We start from the raw sequence: 20113 nt of genomic DNA, 5'->3' as shown, positions 1-20113 counted from the left end.
AGAAGTTTCTGGTTATTTTTTAACTTAATATACTTCCGCTTTCTTAGTGATTTTCTCCGAATCACATAGCTTGGTAACGAATTATTTAATGCCGCCAAAAGTGTAATTAATTATTTACACATTGTGTACTATAGATTTGACAGGCATAAATCAATCATTTAACCTGCAAGTCTTATAACTATTTCTCAACATATTCAGAAATGAGGATCGCGTGAAAAATCGCACTATTGGCAGTATTTTTATCGTTGCTGGAACGACGATTGGCGCAGGAATGTTAGCAATGCCATTGGCAACGGCGGGTGTGGGATTTGGAACTACATTTGCTATGTTAGTCGCCCTGTGGGCTTTGATGAGCTATACAGCACTCTTGCTCGTGGAAGTGTATCAACATAATGAGTTTAATACTGGATTAGGAACTATCGCGAAACGCTACCTTGGGTTAGGTGGGCAGGTGTTGACTGGCTTTAGTATGCTTTTCCTTATGTATGCCCTGACAACAGCTTATATTAGTGGCGCAGGTGAGTTACTGGCGGCTTCCCTCTCTTCTTGGTTGGATAAACCCATTTCTGTCTCTGCCGGGATCATCATTTTTACTATTATTGGTGGTGGGGTAGTCTGTATTGGCACCCAATCTGTCGATTTGATTAACCGCCTGCTGTTTACTGCTAAAATTATTTTTCTGGTGATCGTACTCGGCGTCATGATGCCTCATGTTGATAAAATCAACCTGATCTCCATGCCCATTGAGCAAGGATTAGCACTCTCTGCTATCCCGGTCATTTTTACTTCATTTGGGTTTCACGGGAGTGTGCCAAGTATCGTTGCCTATATGGGAGGCGATACCAACAAACTACGGAAAATCTTTGTTATCGGTAGTGCCATTCCCCTGTTAGCCTATATTCTGTGGCAATTGGTGACGCTCGGCGCGATTTCTTCAAATACATTTGTTGGCATTCTTGCACAAGAGTCTGGCCTGAATGGATTATTGAAAGCGGTAAGAGAAGTTGTCGCTTCACCTAAAGTGGAGTTTGCCGTTCATCTGTTTGCCGATCTTGCGCTAGCTACCTCATTTCTCGGTGTTGCTTTAGGATTGTTTGATTACCTTGCTGACCTTTTTAAACGCCGCAACCATGCCAAGGGGCGTTTACAAACAGGGTTAATGACCTTTGTTCCACCATTGCTCTGTGCACTGTATTACCCCAATTTTGTTATGGCATTAACATTTGCAGCGGTTGCCCTCTCTATTCTCGCGCTGTTGCTGCCTTGCCTGCTGGTTTGGCGTAGTCGTGAAGAAAACAAGGAAGGCTATCGTGTCAAAGGGGGAAAGATTGCATTACTCTTTGTTTTCCTGTGTGGGCTTGCCGTTATTACCATCCAGATTGGCATTGTTACAGGTGTATTGCCAAACGTAGGGTAGGTTTATCTGTCTGAGGTTATTCGCATCAATGTTAATGCGGATAACCTTTCAGCATTTTCGCCTAATTAAAAACTCAAACCAGCCCCAACATAAAAACCATCGGAAACCTTGTTACTACGATTACCATGACTACCCCGTATGTCAATGACACGGTAGCCAACAGCTACGCTTAGGGGCTTGAAAAACGTATAACGTGCTCCCCCTGTAGCTTCAGTATAAGAATCCATTCCTGACGTTAAGCCTGATGGTGAACCATAGGCCTCACCATACAGGGATAAAGAAGAAGTCACAGCCCAACTAAGGCCAGCACCGATAGCCAATGCAGCACCATCTTTCCCATCTTTGGGGGACAAATAAAGCCCTTTCGCGCCAACGTTTGCAGCTAATGGCCCCAATGGCAGACCGAAGCCTAAACCTAAACTGCCAAGCTGGCCATTATGGTCACTACGAGTCCAGTTACCCGTCAGAGACAAACCGGCATATTTATCACCAATCCCCACGGAGGTGCTGGTGCTATGTTTTCCCACTTGAGCATCTATAGAGAAAGCATTTGCTGAACCAGCTATAAAGAGCAAACTAGCGGCGCCAATAGCAATAAAGCCTTTCATAATCTTGTCCTTTAATGAATCAATGCCTATATGGGCTAAGGTATTGTACTTAAACCGACGCGGAGACATAGACGACAAAAAAGCAAGGAAATGTTTAGATTTATAAAGATACGTAAATAACGTTATCATTTATTATATTTACTATTTATCTCTGTTATCCATTGCTTCACGTGTTGGCGAGAAACCTTTATTCCGCCATTTTTCAGTTGTGCAGGTAACACATAGCAAGCAACAGGCCGCTGGAAAGCTGCGGTTTTATCCGCAAGCCAATCAATCATTGTCTCTGCTAGCGCAGGATACTGAGTTTCAATTACCGCTACTGGCCGATGACCGAATTCAATATCAGGAATGGGAACAACAAAACTCTGTTCAATTAGAGGATGTTGATTAATGATCCGCTCAATATCTTCTGGCTGAATACCTTCCCCACCACTAAAAAATTGGTTGTCGAGACGTCCTAAAATCCGCAACTCTCCTTGTTCAAATACGCCTCGATCACGGGTCGAGAACCATCCTTCGTTATCTGCCAATGGCTGCAATTCTCCATTAACCCAATAACCCATCGCGATACTATCAGCCCGGATCTGAATTTCCTCATCGACTAAGCGAATGGATTTTCCGGGGAGTGGATTGCCTACCCCTGGCAACCCATCAGCGCGTTTTACGCAAACAGTGGATGCCATTTCTGTCAACCCATAGCCACACCAACAACGAATACCCAGTTCTTCAGCCCGTTGGGACAGTGACGTCGGTATCATGGCGCCTCCCAATAACACTTCTTTTAATGTCAATGGATAGTTTAATGTCAATGGAGAGTTATGGGATTGTTCCAACAAACGCCACAGTTGAGTAGGTACAAGTGATGCATGGGTACAACCAGACAACGCACGATCCAGCGGGTGTAAGTCCCGCAGCACTAATGTTGCGCCTGTTTGTAACCAACGCCAAAGGATCCCCTGGCCTGAAACATGAAACAAGGGCAATGACAGTAACCAACTATCATCTGGCTGAAAATCCATGCAGGAAAGAATACCTTGAGCGCTGGCAAGATGAGCACCAATGGAGTGTACCGCAGCCTTGGGTAACCCAGAAGAGCCAGAGGTCAGGATCATGCTGGCAGGGCGTTGACTTTCCCACGTCACCAACAGGTTGTTTTTTGCGTGCCCATCGTATTTCACCGGAAACTTTTGTTGCCAGTCAAGTCTCTTAACTGGCATAACAGGCGAAGGCGAGTTCGTGAAATCCACCCCATAATCCATATTGAGATGGGGCAATAGCTCCGCCAGCAACCGATCAGGTAACTGAGGATTAAGAAGTAACGCTCTGGCACCACATCGCAGGGCAGCCAGGTAACATAACAGAAGTTCCGCGCTGTTTTTACCTCTCAGGATCACACCACTACCTTCCACAACACCCTGTTGGTGGAAATGGACAGCAATAGCATTGATACGTTGCGTTAATTGATGCCAGGTTAGTTGCTCATCATCTAACTGAATAGCCTGTTTTTCAGGCAAGGATGCAGCCCAATGCTGCCACGGCCATTGAGTCCACTCTATTACTGGCATCCATGACTCCACACCATAGCCAGCTTCTCCAGCATGACACACGGAATATGACTTTCTGGCCAACAACGGACAAGTTGTGACTGGATAAGATCCAAAGTATCCAAACCCGGAAGTGAATCAGGTGTGAGCCATTGCGCAAGACGCGCCAATTGTGTCAAACCAAAGCTAGTTTCAATACTGGAGCTAATGACTGCCTCTAACCCTAACTGATGAGCTTCAGTAATTAATTGACGGCAACGGTCAATACTGCCTGTCAATGTTGGTTTGATGATAATGGCAGAAACACCCTCCTGAGCTTCTACGGTAAAACCGGCTTCACGGACACTTTCATCCCATGCAATAGCGATACCCGTTTCACGAGCAAACGCCAGAGATTCATCCTTGGTTTTGCAGGGTTCTTCGATAAAAGCAATTCGGTGCCGATAATCTGGATTGACATACTTAGCGAAACCTTCTGCTTTTGTACGTGTCCAACTGCGGTTAGCATCTAATCGCAATCGGAGATCAGGCACCGCTTCAAGCATCACATTGACTACCATGCCATCCCGTACAGCTTCATACAGCCCCACTTTCACTTTAGCAATCTTCTGACCTGCCATATTCCCCAAACGCCGGATCACATCATCAGGATCGCCGGTACATAACGGCGCCTTGCAATAATTAGCTGTTTCAGGTAACTCTCCCCGTAATTCAGCCAGTGCACAGCTTAGGCCAAACGCAACGGAAGGCAGATCGCTCTCTTCTGGCTGTGTCCCCAGGCACCAGTGTTGCAGCCATTCCACCGCCGATGCTTTAGCTTGTTCAGGCCTTTCATGGCTAAATTCAGGCAATGGGGAAATTTCTCCCCAACCGTCTTGTCCATTTTCCTGCAAGTGCACCAAAAACCCGTCACGGGTTTTCAGGCGCTGATAACGCAAAATAATACCTGCCTCCATAGGCAGGCTGAATTGGTACAAAGTTGCTTTACGCATAATGGATGACAACTTATTACGGATTACGCTTAAACTTACTGAAATCAGGATGGCGTTTTTCGTTGAACGCATTGCGCCCTTCCTGCCCTTCTTCGGTCATGTAGAACAGCATAGTGGCATTACCCGCCAATTCCTGTAAACCCGCTTGACCATCGCAATCTGCGTTCAATGCCGCTTTCAGGCAACGCAACGCCATTGGGCTGTTTTCCAGCATTTCACGACACCAGCGTACCGTCTCTTTTTCCAATTCGGCATAAGGTACGACGGTGTTCACCAGTCCCATATCCAGTGCCTCTTTAGCATTGTATTGGCGGCACAGGAACCAGATCTCGCGCGCCTTTTTCTGTCCTACTATCCGCGCCATATACGATGCCCCCCAGCCACCATCAAAAGAACCGACTTTAGGACCAGTTTGACCAAAAATGGCATTATCCGCCGCAATGGTCAAATCACACATCAAATGCAGGACATGCCCGCCGCCAATGGCATACCCCGCAACCATGGCAACGACAGGTTTTGGACAGGTACGGATCTGCCGCTGAAAATCTAATACATTCAGATGATGTATTCCGCTGTCATCTTTATAACCACCATAATCACCACGGATTTTTTGGTCGCCTCCAGCACAAAACGCTTTTTCTCCCATTCCTGTCAGAATAATCGTTCCAATTGCTTCGTCATAACGGGCATCTGCCAATGCCTGGATCATCTCTTTGACGGTCAGGGGGCGGAATGCATTACGCACTTGTGGGCGATTAATCGTAATCTTGGCAATGCCATCTGTGGATTTATGGTAGAGAATATCCTCAAACCCTTGGGAACAATCTTGCCACTCAATAGGGGCATATAATTTTTCTTCGCTTGGGTAATGCATTATTGTGTTTCCTTAACCAAAAAGTGATAAAAAACAGTTCACTGTGCTGGAAAAAGCCACAGGATTGCCAGAATGAGCATTATGTCCAACTTGAGGAATGGTTGTTAATGGCAACCTATATTGCTGCGCTATGCTCTGGAATTTACGATCATTTTCCCCACATAAGTAAGAGAAAGGAATAGATATTTGCTGTAAAGCAGGAACTAGCCAGGGTTGGCGGCCTAACGAGGTATTTTCCAGCATATCTGCGATACGATCTCCTCTGTTTTGGCTGCGCAGATGAATAATTTGCTCACGTTGTGCCGCCGTTAAGTCAGCAAATATCGGTTGTTGATACCAATCAGGCAAGACTGACACCATAGGCTCCTGGCGAAAACGTTGCGCCCAATGCTGATCATTGCGCAATCGCACATCACGTTCCTGCTGGGAAAACAGCCCCGGATTACCTCCTTCCACTAGCAACCCGCGCAGGCCATTTTGTTTGCCATAGAGCGCATGGTACATAGCTATTCGTCCACCCAGTGAATAGCCAATTAAACAATAATCATTGATTGAATGCCCGATTAGGGTTGCCGTCAGCAATTCACTCATCTCGGCAAAACCGCCAGTTACATTCACATTGACGGAATCACCGTGTCCCGGTAAATCGACAACCAGTGAAGGATATCGATCACAAGCATCCACGACTGGAAACCAATCGCCACCGCTTCCTAATAATCCATGCAACCAAACTAACCATGTCCCTTGGTTATCGGTATGAAATGTCCGACAGTTTAGTTTCACAGCGCCGCCACCTGTTCCAGTAACTCTTGCAGGCATATCGCCCCTGCATTGCCTGAAACCTTTAACTCAATCAATGTCGTCTCCTTACGATCCCATACTTGTTGGGCGCAGCGTTTTAATTCCGGCCAATTTTGCGGTGCTGCATAGTTTAGGCCGAACATGGCAGCAACATGATCAAAATTGACATCTTGCGGCATACAGTAAAAACGCTGGCGTTCTTCCTGTGGCGTTGGTAACAGAGAAAAAACCTGCCCACCATTATTATTCACTATGATCAATAACATGGGAGCGGAAAGATGGCGTAATAAAGCCAGGCTATTCAGGTCATAAAGGGCAGAGATATCACCTATAATCGTGAGTGTCGGTTTATTGGTTGCCCGCTGTACGCCTGCGGCGGTGGCGATCAAGCCATCTATACCACTGGCACCTCGGTTACTGTAAACCGGATAACCCACAGGAAGTCGCCCCAACGCATCAACCAAACGCACAACCAAGCTATTGCCAACAAACAATTGCCCTTGCTCTGGCAACAATTGGTGCAATTGATGCGCAACCGCGGCCTCGCTGAATTCTCCCGTCAACTTTGTTTCAACACACTTAAACGCGCTTTTTGACCATGAATTCAATTCCTCTGCCCAAGGTACTCGCGAATATGCGGGATGCTCCCGTAACCAATCAGTTACACTGCAAGTGAATTTGCGCCCTCTATGGTTTGCAGGATCAAGTCTGCCGGCAATGGGATCGACAATCCAATACTGCTCAGGCTGGCATTTATCCTGCCATTGCAACAATCGCTTGCCTGTTAGGCTCGCGCCAAATTGGATCACCAATTGCCCTTGTGCCAGAATATCCTGAGTGCGGGAATGAGTCAGCCATAAGTCTGCACATGGCAAAGGCTGCCCCGTTTGGGACAACACATCACCAATAAGCGGCCATCCCATCTCTTTTGCCCATTGGGCAACATATTTGCCCTCTTCTGCACTCATTCTCCCTGCCAGTACAATTCCCCGTTTTTTCTGCCAGATATCCCAATCGACTGCCTTGAGGGTGGTATGTACTTCTGGCTCGGCCAACCACGGCTCATGCCCTTGCCACCACGCTCCCAATGTTTGCAACCAATCTTGATGCCCTGTCATTTCATTACCATACAAAGGCTCCGCAAACGGGCAATTAATATGTAGCGCACCGTGTTTCAGGTTTGACATTGCATTATCGATGGAAGAAACTAACCAGCTGGCAGGGATCTCTGTGGTTGGTCGTGGCAGTGCTAAAGTTTGCGCGGGATGGGAAGCAAAAATACCTACCTGACGAATGGCCTGATTGGCACCACAATCGATTAACTCAGGCGGTCTGTCCGCGGTGAGAAAGACCAATCGTTCTCCCGTCAAGCCTGCTTCAATTAAAGAAGGATACAAATTGGCAACTGCCGTTCCAGACGTCACAATAACCGCAATCGGTTCTTTGCCCGCTTTTGCCAATCCTAAAGCCAAATAACCTAACCCGCGCTCATCAAAATGAGTATGACAGATCAACTTGCGGTTTTTTGCAGCAGCCAATGTCAATGGTGTTGAACGAGATCCGGGAGCAATACAGATATGACGCAACCCGTGGCGAGTTAATGCTTCCAATAAAAGTTCCGCCCAACGGCGGTTAAGTGCGCTATTTGACATATCATGCCCAAAAAATTCTTTAAAAAATGATGCCAAAGAATGAGAAATAATTATATAAGACGTCCTTGATCTTAATGCGGATAAAAACGATTTCCTTATCTTAGTTCAAGGAATTGCCATTTAACGGGTGATATTTCAGCGATAAATGAGAAATATAAAATCCATTGATAACAAAACTGAAAATTAATTAGTGATTGAGCTAATATTTCCTCAGATAAATCTTAATATGATCATCTCACGTTATCTGTAAGTGATAACAATATCCATATAATTACCAATGTAAATCACTCGTACAATATTGTTTGAAATTCACACACAAAAGAGAATAATCGAATGCCAATTTCGCTAATATTTTTGGCATGTGAATTAAAAATAATATTTAATTTTGAAATATAGTCATATTACGATTAATAAACCATATTTTTATACTGAAAAAATAAATCAACCTCAGTTGAGCCAATTTATTTCAAATAAAAATCTCAAAAATCAATAATATTCACTCTTTGGTAATAAAAAATATTTACGCTCAGTTTAAATTTTTTTCATTGAATTCAACTCCAACATTATCCCTTATTTTCTAATAAGCATTTTTACAACAGGGTGTAAAATACGCAAATTATTGATTTAAAACAAATTAAATAACATTAAAACATAAACATAACTCTTTTGTATTATTTCAATGAAATATAATACCAATAAAAAACCAAACGCCCGTAATTATTTCATGAAATTTTCCCATTGATATAAATTCACGCAGTACGTATTATTCTGCCTCTTCAAAAATGAAGAATGTAAAAACTCATCTTAATCTAAATTAAATTTAATTCCGTCTGGTTCTGCTATTTGTAAAATCAATAGGCAGTATAAAAAGGGGATAGCGTGTCATATCTTTATTTCCGTCCGATGGGCTTTCATAGATATCGGTATAAGCTGTTATCATTATTTATATCACTAGGTTGTTTAATAACAACGGAATCCGCTCAGGCAGATTACGATGCATTAATTCAGCAAGCCAGAAAGGGGAATACCCGCCCTATGCTCGAATATATTCGTCAGGAAGAAAAACGATATCGTCTCTCTTCCTCACAAGTTGCTGATTGGTTACAAGTTGCAAGTTGGGCTGGGCATGATGATGAGGTCATTTCTCTCTGGCAACGCTATCGCTCAATGGCTATGCCCGCCAGAGGGATCGCGGCTATTGCCCGCGCCTATCGCAACCAACGCCAATGGTCACAGGCAATACAGATGTGGCGAACAGCCTTGACCCTGGATAAACAGAGCAGCGATATCAAGGCGGGTCTTATCATGACACTCGCCGATGCCAAACAAGACGCAGAAGCCCGTCGTTTGGCAAAAGAGTTATTGGCTCATCAACCTAATGCTGCTAATTACCGTTTACTGGCCTATGTTGATCAGGCTGCCGGCCGGACATGGGATGCCCTGCAAATGCTTTCTATCGCGTATAAACGGTTTCCTGGTAATAAAGAAGTCACCCAAGACTATCTGTTCAGCCTAAAAAACCATCGAATCAGTGATCCTGCATGGCGTTTAGGACAACAACACGCCACACAATTCACCACGACGCAACTGCGCAGGCTGGAAGCTGACGCCGCAGCAGAATTGGTTCGCTTGTCAATGCTCCCTAACCGCAGTGAAACAGAGCGCTTTGACATTGCTGACAAAGCACTTGCACGCTACGAGAATATGCTTAACCAATGGCACAATCTATCCGATGCACAGCAAGACTACCAACAGGCGCGCATTGATCGGCTTGGTGCCCTTCTTTCCCGCCATCGGATGCAAGAAGTCATTGATGAATATCTGCTCTTGCGAAAACAAGGCCTACCTATCCCAGGATATGCACAGAAATGGGCAGCAGCAGCCTACCTGAATCTGCGCCAGCCAGAAAAAGCACGAAATATTTTGCACGCTTTGAATTACCCTGATGAAAATATCTCCCCATCAGGGAAAATATCATCGTCTAATATTCCCCTTGAAGACGATATCGTCCTTTTTTATGCGAATGTGGAAAGTGAGCATCTGGATGCAGCCCAACAGCTTGCCACCGATCTCAAACAACGCAATCCTTATATGCTTAATGTCTTTGGCTCTCCCATCCGCGTTCCGAATGATGACTGGCTACAAGGGCAGCAGTTTTTAGCAGAATCTGCACAATTACGTGAAGACCTTCCTGAAGCAGAAAAACGCTTCACCCATTTAGCGCGCACAGCACCTGGCAACCAGAAATTGCGGATTGATCTGGCGGCTATCTGGCTGGATCGTGGTTGGCCACACCGTGCGGAAAGTGAGTTAAAGCAAATTGAAGGACTCGATCACCGTAATCTGGCATTGGAAATCCAGCAAGGCTATACCGCCCTTGCCTTGCAAGAATGGCAACAGATGGATTTGCTGGCCGATGATGTTATTACCCGCGCACCAGAAGACATGCTCGCAAAACGCCTTAACCGTCTACGCAATGTACATCATATGTCAGAACTGCAAATTAGGGTCAATCAAGGCATTAATTCAGATAATCCAGAAAGTGGCAAACACAGTTCAGATATTGATGCCGTACTTTATAGCCCTCCCTTTGAGGATAATTGGCGCTTATTTGCCGGTGGTGCTTACAATCGCGGCCAATTTTCAGAAGGCCGGGGGCTAAACCGTGATTTACGCGGTGGTGTAGAGTGGCGTTCACGGGATCTTTGGCTGGAAAGTGAAGTTTCTGCGCGTCATTATCGTCATGGCAGTAAAGTGGGATTACGGATCGCAGCCTGGTATGACTTCAATGATCAATGGCGACTGGGTGGCTCCACAGAACGTCTTGCCCGTAATACTCCCTTGCGTGCGTTGAGCAATAATATTCACGCCAATGGTGGACAAATTTATGCTCGCTGGAGATACAGCGAACGCAGCCAATGGAGCGCTCGCTTTGCTCCTGCATTCTTTTCAGATGGCAACCATCGCTTTGAATATGGCATTGATGGCCTTCAACGCCTATATACCGCCCCTTACCTGAAGCTTGATGGGCAGTTGGAACTGAGTACAACTCACAATACTCGGCAAAATACCCCCTATTTCAATCCCAAAAGCGACTTTACCTTCCTGCCTGAACTGGAAGCAGACCACACCATATATCGGCACTATCAAACAGTCTGGAGCCAGCAAGTTGTGGCTGGCATTGGGCAATATTGGCAGCAAGGGTACGGCAGTGGCCTGATCACAAGGATTGGATATGGTCAACGTATCAAATGGAATGATGTTATTGACGCAGGGGTAAGGCTCACGTTGGATAAACGTCCTTATGACGGTAAACGCGAAAGTAATTTGCAAGCGGCTTTTGATTTAATCTATCGGTTCTAAAGGATTTTTTATGACATACAATGTTTTTCGTCATTGGTTGATGATATCGGCACTATTGGTTAGCTTGCTGGTTCCCCAGCTTAGCATGTTGGCATATGCAGAAAAACCTGATTTCGTTCCACCAGCCCAACGGCCGCTTCCTATGAATGAACGCCCCTGGCCTAAAAATGGCTTTGTCGTTCTGGCTTACCATGATGTTGAAGATGATGGTGCAGATCAGCGTTTTATGTCAGTCCGTACCAGCGCATTGAACGATCAGTTTGCCTGGCTGCGGGAAAATGGCTACCAACCGATTACAGTCGACCAAATTCTCACTGCCAATCAAGGCGGTACGCCATTGCCGCCCAAAGCTGTATTGCTGACTTTCGACGATGGCTATAGCAGCTTTTACCATCGCGTATTTCCGCTGCTGAAAGCCTATAACTGGCCAGCCATTCTGGCACCTGTTGGGATCTGGGTTGATGCACCAGCCAAAAAACCCGTTGATTTTGGTGGGTTGATGGTAGCACGGGAGCGATTCACTACCTGGGAACAGGTGGCTGAGATGTCTCGTTCTGGTTTAGTGGAAATAGGCTCCCATACTTATCAGCATCATTACGGTGCCATCGCTAATCCACAAGGCAATACCGAGCCGGCCGCGGCCATTCGCATTTACGATAAGAAAACAGGAATCTATGAAAGTGAGCAGGCGTTTCGTCAGCGGATGGAAAAGGATATCGCCACGATCACCCAAAGAATTATCGCAGCCACAGGCAAGCAGCCACGAGTCTGGATTTGGCCTTATGGCATCGATAACGGTGTTACCCTGGAAATAGCCAAACGTTACGGCTACAAAATGGCATTGACTCTGGATAATGGGCTGGCAAACGTCAACAATCTTGATAATGTTCCACGTATTTTGCTCACACATAATCCTTCCCTGAAAGAGTTCGCCGAGCAAGTCATTCAGGTACAGAATAAACCGTTCTTACGGATTGCCCATATTGATCTGGACTATGTTTATGATCCAGATCCCGCTCAACAAGCCGATAATCTCGATAAACTGGTTCAGCGCGTTGCCGATCTGCGCGTCAATACCGTTTTCCTGCAAGCCTTTGCTGATCCCAAAGGCGATGGCAATGTACGTGAACTCTACTTTCCTAATCGCTGGCTACCGATGCGAGCTGATCTCTTTAACCGTGTCGCTTGGCAATTGCACAGCCGCCTGAACATTGAAGTTTATGCGTGGATGCCTGTTCTGGCCTTTGAACTGGAGTCTTCACTTCCGCGGGTGATGAGTTATGACACAAATCATAACAAGCTGTTTGTCAACCCGACACAATATCGTCGTTTATCGCCTTATAACCCAGAAAACCGTCGACGGATCAAAGAGATTTATCAAGATTTGGCCTCTCATGCCATTTTTCAGGGCATTCTGTATCACGATGACGCCGTTATGTCCGATTTTGAAGATGCTGGCGCAGAGGCCATCAACGCTTATCAGGCCGCAGGTTTATCTGCTTCTATTGCAGAAATTCGGCAAAATCCGGAACAATTCGCTCGTTGGACACGCTTTAAAAGCCAATACCTGATTGATTTCACTCATGAGTTAACCAGAGAACTTAAGTCAATACGGGGTTATCAGATCAAAACTGCGCGCAATATTTTTGCCCTACCCATTCTGGAACCGGACAGCGAAGAGTGGTTTGCCCAAAATCTGGATGATTTCCTCGCTCATTACGATTGGGTTGCCCCAATGGCAATGCCATTGATGGAAAATGTGCCACTAGCAAAAAGCAATCAATGGTTATCCCAATTGGTGAAAACCATTGCCCAACGCCCACAAGCACTGGACAAAACGGTCTTCGAACTGCAATCCGTAGATTGGCGCAATCCACTGGATAAAAGCGCAATTTCAGGGCACCAATTAGCAGAATGGATGCGTCAATTGCAGCTCAATGGCGCTCAGAGCTTCGGTTACTACCCTGATGACTTTCTTAACAATCAACCAGAAATGAATGAGATCCGCCCCGTTCTTTCTCCTGAATGGTATCCGCTTAATGATTGATCGTATTATTGCTTTTGCAGTGCTCTGCTTGGTATTGAGCATCCCTCTCGGTATCGCTATCACCTTTACCGGGGAAGTCATGCTGAACTTTGTCTTCTTCTGGCCTTTGTTCATGTCGGCCATCTGGATCTCAGGAGGGATCTATTTCTGGCTCTATCGGGAAAGGCATTGGAAAATTGTTGGCGAAGAAGCCCCGCATCTTGAAGGTGCTCCTCTGATTTCAATTTTGATCCCTTGCTATAACGAAGGGCCAAATGTTCGTGAGACATTGCTGGCCGCCTTGAACCAGCGCTATCCCAATATTGAAGTGATCGCTATCAATGATGGTTCAACCGACAGCACCGCAGATGAACTCAATGCGATGGCGAAACAGCATCAAGCCTTAAGAGTGATACACCTGAAACAGAATCAAGGCAAAGCGACCGCACTTCAAGCGGGTGCTGCCGCCGCGAAAAGCGATTATCTGGTTTGCATTGATGGCGATGCCCTGTTAGATCGCGATGCCGCTGTTTGGCTGGTCAAGCCCATGATTGATCATCCCCGTGTTGGTGCTGTTACAGGCAATCCCCGCGTTCGTACACGATCCACTTTAGTTGGGCGTATTCAGGTTGGGGAGTTTTCCTCCATCATTGGTCTAATCAAACGTACCCAGCGGATTTATGGCCAAGTTTTTACCGTTTCAGGGGTTGTTGCAGCCTTTAATCGCCGGGCTCTGGCCGACGTAGGGTATTGGAGTAATGACATGATCACCGAAGATATTGATGTGAGTTGGAAACTTCAACTACACCATTGGTCCATTTTTTTCGAACCCCGTGCTATCTGCTGGATCTTAATGCCTGAAACCCTACGGGGATTATGGAAGCAACGATTACGCTGGGCACAAGGTGGAGCCGAAGTTTTCCTGAAAAACCTGCGTCAATTGTGGTCATGGCAATATCGCCGCATGTGGGGGTTATTTGCTGAATTTTGCTGCTCCGTTATCTGGTCATTTACATTTGCCCTTTCCATCATTTTATTTTTACTTGGTATGTTCGTCACATTACCGGAAAACATTCGCGTCTATACGCTATTTCCACCTGGGTATACGGGGTTGGTTCTGGCGGCTACCTGCCTGCTCCAGTTTACCGTCAGTTTAGTGATTGAACGACGCTATGAAAAACACGTTGCTTCATCGCTGTTCTGGGTGATTTGGTATCCGATGGTTTATTGGATGCTAAACCTATTTACGACGCTGGTATCTTTTCCCAAAGTGATGCTTAAAGTACACAGAAAACGTGCTCGCTGGGAAAGCCCTGACAGGGGGATAGAGAGAATCGAATCATGAAAGAACCATTGATTTTTACCGAACAAAGGTTATGGCCGCGTTTAATTGATATTCTGTTGACCATCCTGGCTTGGGTAGGGTTTATCTATTTATTCATGGTGGGATTATTTTACGTCTCCCATAATGATCCCAAGCCTTTTACTGCGACATTATTTACTTCAGAATTGGGAACCATCATCCTTTATATTGCCGTTGCCATATTTAATGCATTTTTGCTCATTGGCTGGGCGAAATACAACCAACGTCGATTTAGGATCGAACGTCGTCGTCACCGACCTGCGTTAACCCATACTGAGGTGGCGCAAAGTTTTACTTTGGAACAAAAATTGTTTGATACCTTAAGGCAAAGCAAAGTTTCCAGTATCACTTATGACAATCATGGACATATAATAGGAGTCGATGAAGATGTATCAATATAGAAATAACCCTTTATTCACTAAAAATGCAATTATACCTTAAAGGTATCAATTAGATTGCTAATATTCTTATTTGGCAGGTAATAACTGTTCAACCTATCTCATTCAGTTTCATTTCTTTAATGAGATAGGTTCTGGCTAATAACAGATTCTATCAATAACGTTAACACGATCATTAACACAACCATTTACAATATGAAAAACAAATACTGGATGAAAAATATATACTGGAACCCGATATGAAAGTAATTGAACGGATTCATCATCTTTGTAAGCGCACTATTTTTAAACGTTGTGTCTCTAGGTTATTTCTACGGATATTGATGACCTTATGCTTAATCACCGTCACATGTAATTCAGCAGTAATGGCTATGCCTGACACCAATGAAAAACGAATAAGCAATGAAAAAACAGCACGAAACGAAAATGTGGCGCGGGTTGTTTCTGGAATTATTAGTTATACCCACTGGCCTATTACGCCTACTATCCTGCGTTTATGTCTGGTTCCTCCATCCAATTACATTAGCGCTCTAACCCACATTGATATGGTTTCTGATCACACACAACTGCACGTTGAAACACTCAATTTCAACGTAGAACAACTTATAGAAAGATGTGATGTCATTTACTATGGTCAAGTCGATCCACAACTTCAACACCAGGTAATCAACCTGAAAAATGACAAGCCATTGCTTACCATTGCTGAAAATAATCCGAACTGTGAAATTGGCAGCGCATTTTGCCTCAACATTAACAGCACGCCAGCAACATTTAGCCTCAATCTTGATATTCTGACGCGCAGTGGTGTTCGCGTACAGCCGAATGTCCTGCAATTGGCTCGTAAGGTGGAATAATCTATATGAAAAAACGTTATTCACTGATGCCATCGCGCCCTACTTTACGTCATGCTTTCCACCGGATCCATTTGGTCATTACATTTATCATATTATCCGTAGTTGGCTTGTTTTTATCGTTACTGGCATTGCTTGCCATGCAGAAATATGCCGAAAACAGTTTAAAACTGATTGCTACAACCATTGCCCATACCACACAAGCCGCCGTGGTTTTTCAGGATAAAACCGCAGCAAAAGAAATATTGGAAATGATTGCCATTCACGATGGTTTTACAGAAGCCAAAATTTTTGATGCTAAACAACAGGTATTAGCCAGTTGGCAAGCCAATCAGGAGACTCATACTGGCAATTTCAAGAAATTGATCGAGCACTGGCTTTTTCCTGAACCTTTTACCCTGCCAATTTACCACCATCAGCAAAAAGTGGGCTCAGTCTGGTTAATTGGCAACAGCGGCCACATCATCAAATTTATTTATCAGGCTCTACTGGTGCTATTTGCCTGCCTGCTGTTCAGCGCCGTCATTTCACTCTACCTCTCGTTGCGTATGCATGATGGTATCGTCAGGGCGCTGCAAAACATTACGGCGGTTGCCCATGATGTACGGCAACGGCGGACATTTTCACGGCGCGTGCCCTCTGCCCATATTGCTGAGCTGCATGAGCTAAGCCAGGTTTTCAATCACCTGCTAGAAGAACTGGAAGAGTGGCAACATCATCTGCAAACAGAAAAAGCCGCTTTAACCTGGCAAGCACAACATGATTCCCTGACAGGTTTACCAAATCGGGCAACTTTTGAGCGCGTTCTTTCCACCGTCATGAGCGATAAATTTATGCGTGAAAGTGCCGCGATATTATTTATTGATGGTAACCGGCTGAAATATGTCAACGATGTCTATGGACATGCTGCTGGTGATCACGTGCTTGTCGCTATCGCCGCCACCTTAAAACGAAGAGTAAGAAAAACAGATACCGTTGCCCGACTTGGCGGGGACGAATTTGCTATCCTGTTGCCTTCCGCCAATCCAGAAGATGCAGAACGCGTTGCTAAAAATATCATTCATGCCATGGATACCCCCATTCTCCTTCCCAACGGACAACATCTACGTATCACACTCAGCATCGGTATCGCATTATCCAATGGAGAACTAACGGCAGAACAACTACTTTCTGAAGCCGATGCGGCGATGTATCACATTAAACAACGAGGCGGTGGCTGGTATTCCGCTGATACAACAAAACTAAACTATCTATCAAGGGATCCTCTATGAACAGAAATCGTTATTGTGTATTTATCTTTATGTTTATTAGCGCGCTTTTCCTCAGTGCCTGCCAAAATAAAGGGGCTTTGACAATCGCACAAATCGCCGCACTTAAACAACAAGGATTTCAACAAACTGATGAAGGCTGGTTATTTGGTATATCCGAAAAGGTATTGTTTGGTAATAACCAATTTCACTTGCGTCCAGAAGGCGAAGCAAAATTAAAACAACTCGCCAGTGTGTTATCCAAAGTGGGTATCCACCATGCACGCCTTGATGGCCACACTGACAACTACGGAGAAGTGAGTTACAACCACCAATTATCGTTGAAACGCGCCAACACTGTGGCAGATGCACTAACACAGGGAGGTATGCAGCGTGCTAATCTGACAACCCGTGGATTAGGGGCAAGCCAACCTATCGCCGATAACCGAAGCGCAAAAGGTCGGGCAGAAAATCGTCGGGTTGCCATTGTGATAACAACACCGTAATAGCCATACCATAAAGCAGACAATATGGGTTTTAAAACCGCCTTATTTAATAGGAAAAACCTAATAATGTATTGATATAAATCAAATAATAATTTAGCCACGGATGGCAGCAATATTGGTTTATCTTGCTCATCCTTAGCAACGAGAAAAAAATTCCTCCCAATTTTACCGTATAGCCATATAGCTATTTCCTGTCTTTAAATTCTTCCTGTAGTATAACCGACGTTGTTTTCGCAAAAAAAGAAACTCTTTTTTGTAACCGGTAAGTTAATAAAATTTTGCATAGTTTGGATAACAAGCCTACTGTTAAGAAATGGGCTTTATCAAGAAAGGAGATATGATGGGGCTGGATCTGAAATCATACCGATCCCTGTATCGGATGTTTGTGATGTTATTCATCACCATCACTGCCAGCACAAGTTTTATATTCTGGCGATTATTTTCCAATTATCAGGATAATATCCAACCAGATGTAGAGTTAGTATATACATTTATTTTATTGTCTCTGCTTACGCTCATATCTGCGATGTTTTTTTATAAGCATACCAAAACCATTATTATCCCAGAATATCGTTTGAAAAAAGCGATTAGAAATAAGCAATTCATTCCCTACATACAACCCATTATTTGTAGTAAAAACAATGAAATTGCTGGATGTGAAATTCTTGTTCGCTGGCAACACCCAACCCATGGGTTATTGTCACCAAATAAATTTATCGCACACATTGAAAAATCAGATTTGATTATTCCGTTAACGCATAACCTAATCACCCAAGTGAGAGACTATTTTGCACCTATTGCTCATCAATTACCCGCAAATTTCCATTTTAATTTCAATATTAGTGCAAAACATTATAACGACGTCAGGTTAATTGATGATTGTGATTATTTTCTGAAATCATTTCCAGAAAATTCTATTAAATTGATTTTGGAGATTACCGAACGAGAATTATTGGAACTCGATAATCATACTATTCATTTATTCAATAAATTGGATGAATTAGGCGTATTAATTGCACTAGACGACTTTGGCACCGGTTTCTCTAATTACAATTACTTACAAAAAATTAATGTTAACTTAGTGAAAATTGGACATAACTTTATTAGCAAAATGAATACCGATATGGTTTCAAAAAATATTGTGGAAAATATCATTGACCTTGCCCTGCGGTTACATCTGGAAATTGTGGCTGAAGGAATTGAAAACCAAAAACAAGCTAATCAGTTAGCAAACTATTCTGTCGATTATTTGCAGGGATATTACTTTGACCGCCCAATACCGTTGGAAGAATTTGTCAAGAAATGGTTATGATAAGAATTCTTCCTACAAATATGAAACCTGATTTCTCCCCGCAAAGCAGTAAGAAATCACATTCACCTTAAAATTAGATTGGTATATAGGAATCTCCATTAATTATATCGTTCCATTAAAAGTCAATACTGATTTTTAAATATCAGAAACTAAAATGACGGATTGAGTACAACCATGTACCTGTCCGTCATGGATCTTATTATGCATCAATTCAAGAGATTGGTATTTAAAATCTATTTTACCATTAAACCGCCATCAACAGGCAAACAACAACCTGTAATGAATTCCGCTTTGTTACTCGATAACCACACGATAGCATTCGCGACTTCTTCTGCTTCCCCAATTCTTCCAATTGGGTGGATGTCACTATACGCATCTAAATTATCACCAAACACACTGACTGACATATCTGTCCTGATTAATCCTGGACACACAGCATTAACCCTAATATTTAACTTTGCCATCTCTAAAGCAGCAGATTTTGTCAACCCAACCACCGCATGTTTACTGGCAGTATAGGCACACCCTCCTGCATAATTTGCCTTTAACCCTGAAACTGATGCGACATTTACTATTGCTCCACCTGATTGCTCCATTAACGGTATCTCATATTTCATACATTGATACACGCCTGTCACATTCGTCGCAATGACGTCATCCCAGACTTCATCCGGATATTCGGTTATTTTGGTAAATGAAGCACCGAACATTCCAGCATTGTTAACAGCAATGTCCAAACAACCATAATGCTCTTTAATATATGAGAAGAGCTGCTTAATGTCTGAACGTTTACTCATATCAGCAGAATAAAACGCACAATTAGAATTGTGTGGCATTTGTGCTATTGCTTTACTACCTTTATCAACATTTCGCCCCACCAAAAGGACACTTGCATCCTTTTTCGCAAATTCAATAGCAGTAGCCAATCCTATTCCCGCTGTTCCCCCAGTGATCAATACTACTTTATTCTCAAATGAGCCCATGACATATATCTCCTTTAAGTCAATAAATAATTAATCTCTCCTCGTCTCTTCAAATTACTATACTCCACAACTATAATGCTCTTTCCAATAATAAAATTTTTGCCTGATCTTATGATAAACATTTTGGATGTTATGCCTAAAGGCATATATTTTAAATATTAAAAATAATAATAACT

General features: G+C 43.9%; 16 protein-coding genes. 9 read left to right on the top strand and 7 right to left on the bottom strand.

Translation table 11 applies throughout. From position 1 onward, the window contains the following. Positions 1 to 211: 211 nt before the first annotated feature. Entirely contained in the window at positions 212 to 1417 is a 1206-nt protein-coding gene (gene tyrP, locus WDV74_RS05665; RefSeq protein WP_338885078.1) for a tyrosine transporter TyrP, read from the top strand. A 65-nt stretch (positions 1418 to 1482) separates the two neighbouring features. Here tyrP and WDV74_RS05660 read toward each other — a convergent pair whose 3' ends face one another. The 6 genes from WDV74_RS05660 to menD form a co-directional block, all read right to left on the bottom strand. Beyond that, entirely contained in the window at positions 1483 to 2025 is a 543-nt protein-coding gene (locus WDV74_RS05660) for a YfaZ family outer membrane protein (RefSeq protein ID WP_338885077.1), read from the bottom strand. 125 nt (positions 2026 to 2150) lie between these two features. Further along, complete coding sequence (menE, locus tag WDV74_RS05655; protein ID WP_338885076.1) at positions 2151 to 3590, bottom strand: o-succinylbenzoate--CoA ligase; 1440 nt, start codon at positions 3588 to 3590, stop codon at positions 2151 to 2153. After that, positions 3581 to 4561: an o-succinylbenzoate synthase gene (gene menC / locus WDV74_RS05650; RefSeq protein WP_338885545.1), complete on the bottom strand. Its 981-nt coding sequence runs from the start codon at positions 4559 to 4561 to the stop codon at positions 3581 to 3583. The genes menE and menC overlap by 10 nt, the downstream gene beginning before the upstream one ends. A gap of 16 nt (positions 4562 to 4577) precedes the next feature. After that, entirely contained in the window at positions 4578 to 5435 is an 858-nt protein-coding gene (gene menB / locus WDV74_RS05645) for a 1,4-dihydroxy-2-naphthoyl-CoA synthase (RefSeq protein WP_338885075.1), read from the bottom strand. Positions 5436 to 5447: 12 nt separating this feature from the next. Continuing rightward, positions 5448 to 6254: a 2-succinyl-6-hydroxy-2,4-cyclohexadiene-1-carboxylate synthase gene (gene menH, locus WDV74_RS05640; protein WP_338885074.1), complete on the bottom strand. Its 807-nt coding sequence runs from the start codon at positions 6252 to 6254 to the stop codon at positions 5448 to 5450. Next, positions 6215 to 7888: a 2-succinyl-5-enolpyruvyl-6-hydroxy-3-cyclohexene-1-carboxylic-acid synthase gene (gene menD / locus WDV74_RS05635; protein WP_338885073.1), complete on the bottom strand. Its 1674-nt coding sequence runs from the start codon at positions 7886 to 7888 to the stop codon at positions 6215 to 6217. The genes menH and menD overlap by 40 nt, the downstream gene beginning before the upstream one ends. Before the next feature lie 879 nt (positions 7889 to 8767). On the opposite strand from menD, the gene pgaA reads away from it, so the two are divergent. From pgaA to WDV74_RS05595, 8 genes are all read left to right on the top strand, one after another. Continuing rightward, positions 8768 to 11251 (top strand): poly-beta-1,6 N-acetyl-D-glucosamine export porin PgaA, encoded by a 2484-nt coding sequence (gene pgaA, locus WDV74_RS05630; protein WP_338885072.1) that lies wholly within the window; start codon positions 8768 to 8770, stop codon positions 11249 to 11251. A gap of 10 nt (positions 11252 to 11261) precedes the next feature. Further along, positions 11262 to 13298, top strand: coding sequence for a poly-beta-1,6-N-acetyl-D-glucosamine N-deacetylase PgaB (pgaB, locus tag WDV74_RS05625; protein WP_338885071.1), 2037 nt, complete (start codon positions 11262 to 11264; stop codon positions 13296 to 13298). Further along, on the top strand, positions 13291 to 14622 hold the full coding sequence (gene pgaC / locus WDV74_RS05620) for a poly-beta-1,6-N-acetyl-D-glucosamine synthase (protein WP_338885070.1): 1332 nt from the start codon (positions 13291 to 13293) through the stop codon (positions 14620 to 14622). The genes pgaB and pgaC overlap by 8 nt, the downstream gene beginning before the upstream one ends. Then, positions 14619 to 15041, top strand: a complete 423-nt coding sequence (gene pgaD / locus WDV74_RS05615; protein WP_338885069.1) for a poly-beta-1,6-N-acetyl-D-glucosamine biosynthesis protein PgaD — start codon at positions 14619 to 14621, stop codon at positions 15039 to 15041. Before pgaC ends, pgaD begins: the two co-directional genes overlap by 4 nt. A gap of 236 nt (positions 15042 to 15277) precedes the next feature. Further along, on the top strand, positions 15278 to 15892 hold the full coding sequence (locus tag WDV74_RS05610; RefSeq protein WP_338885068.1) for a YfiR family protein: 615 nt from the start codon (positions 15278 to 15280) through the stop codon (positions 15890 to 15892). Between the two features lie 5 nt (positions 15893 to 15897). After that, the gene (locus WDV74_RS05605; protein ID WP_338885067.1) at positions 15898 to 17160 is read left to right on the top strand and encodes a diguanylate cyclase; all 1263 of its coding nucleotides are present in this window, start codon (positions 15898 to 15900) and stop codon (positions 17158 to 17160) included. Continuing rightward, positions 17157 to 17642, top strand: coding sequence for an OmpA family protein (locus WDV74_RS05600; RefSeq protein WP_338885066.1), 486 nt, complete (start codon positions 17157 to 17159; stop codon positions 17640 to 17642). Before WDV74_RS05605 ends, WDV74_RS05600 begins: the two co-directional genes overlap by 4 nt. Before the next feature lie 388 nt (positions 17643 to 18030). Then, the gene (locus WDV74_RS05595; RefSeq protein ID WP_338885065.1) at positions 18031 to 18954 is read left to right on the top strand and encodes an EAL domain-containing protein; all 924 of its coding nucleotides are present in this window, start codon (positions 18031 to 18033) and stop codon (positions 18952 to 18954) included. Between the two features lie 233 nt (positions 18955 to 19187). Here WDV74_RS05595 and WDV74_RS05590 read toward each other — a convergent pair whose 3' ends face one another. Next, entirely contained in the window at positions 19188 to 19937 is a 750-nt protein-coding gene (locus tag WDV74_RS05590) for a glucose 1-dehydrogenase (protein WP_338885064.1), read from the bottom strand. Between the last annotated feature and the right edge of the window lie 176 nt (positions 19938 to 20113).

Origin of the sequence: Xenorhabdus sp. TH1, assembly GCF_037260955.1 — a bacterium.
Classification (GTDB): Bacteria; Pseudomonadota; Gammaproteobacteria; order Enterobacterales; family Enterobacteriaceae; genus Xenorhabdus; species Xenorhabdus griffiniae.
Note: the sequence above shows the minus strand (reverse complement) of the source record. Positions and strands in the feature narration are given on the sequence as shown.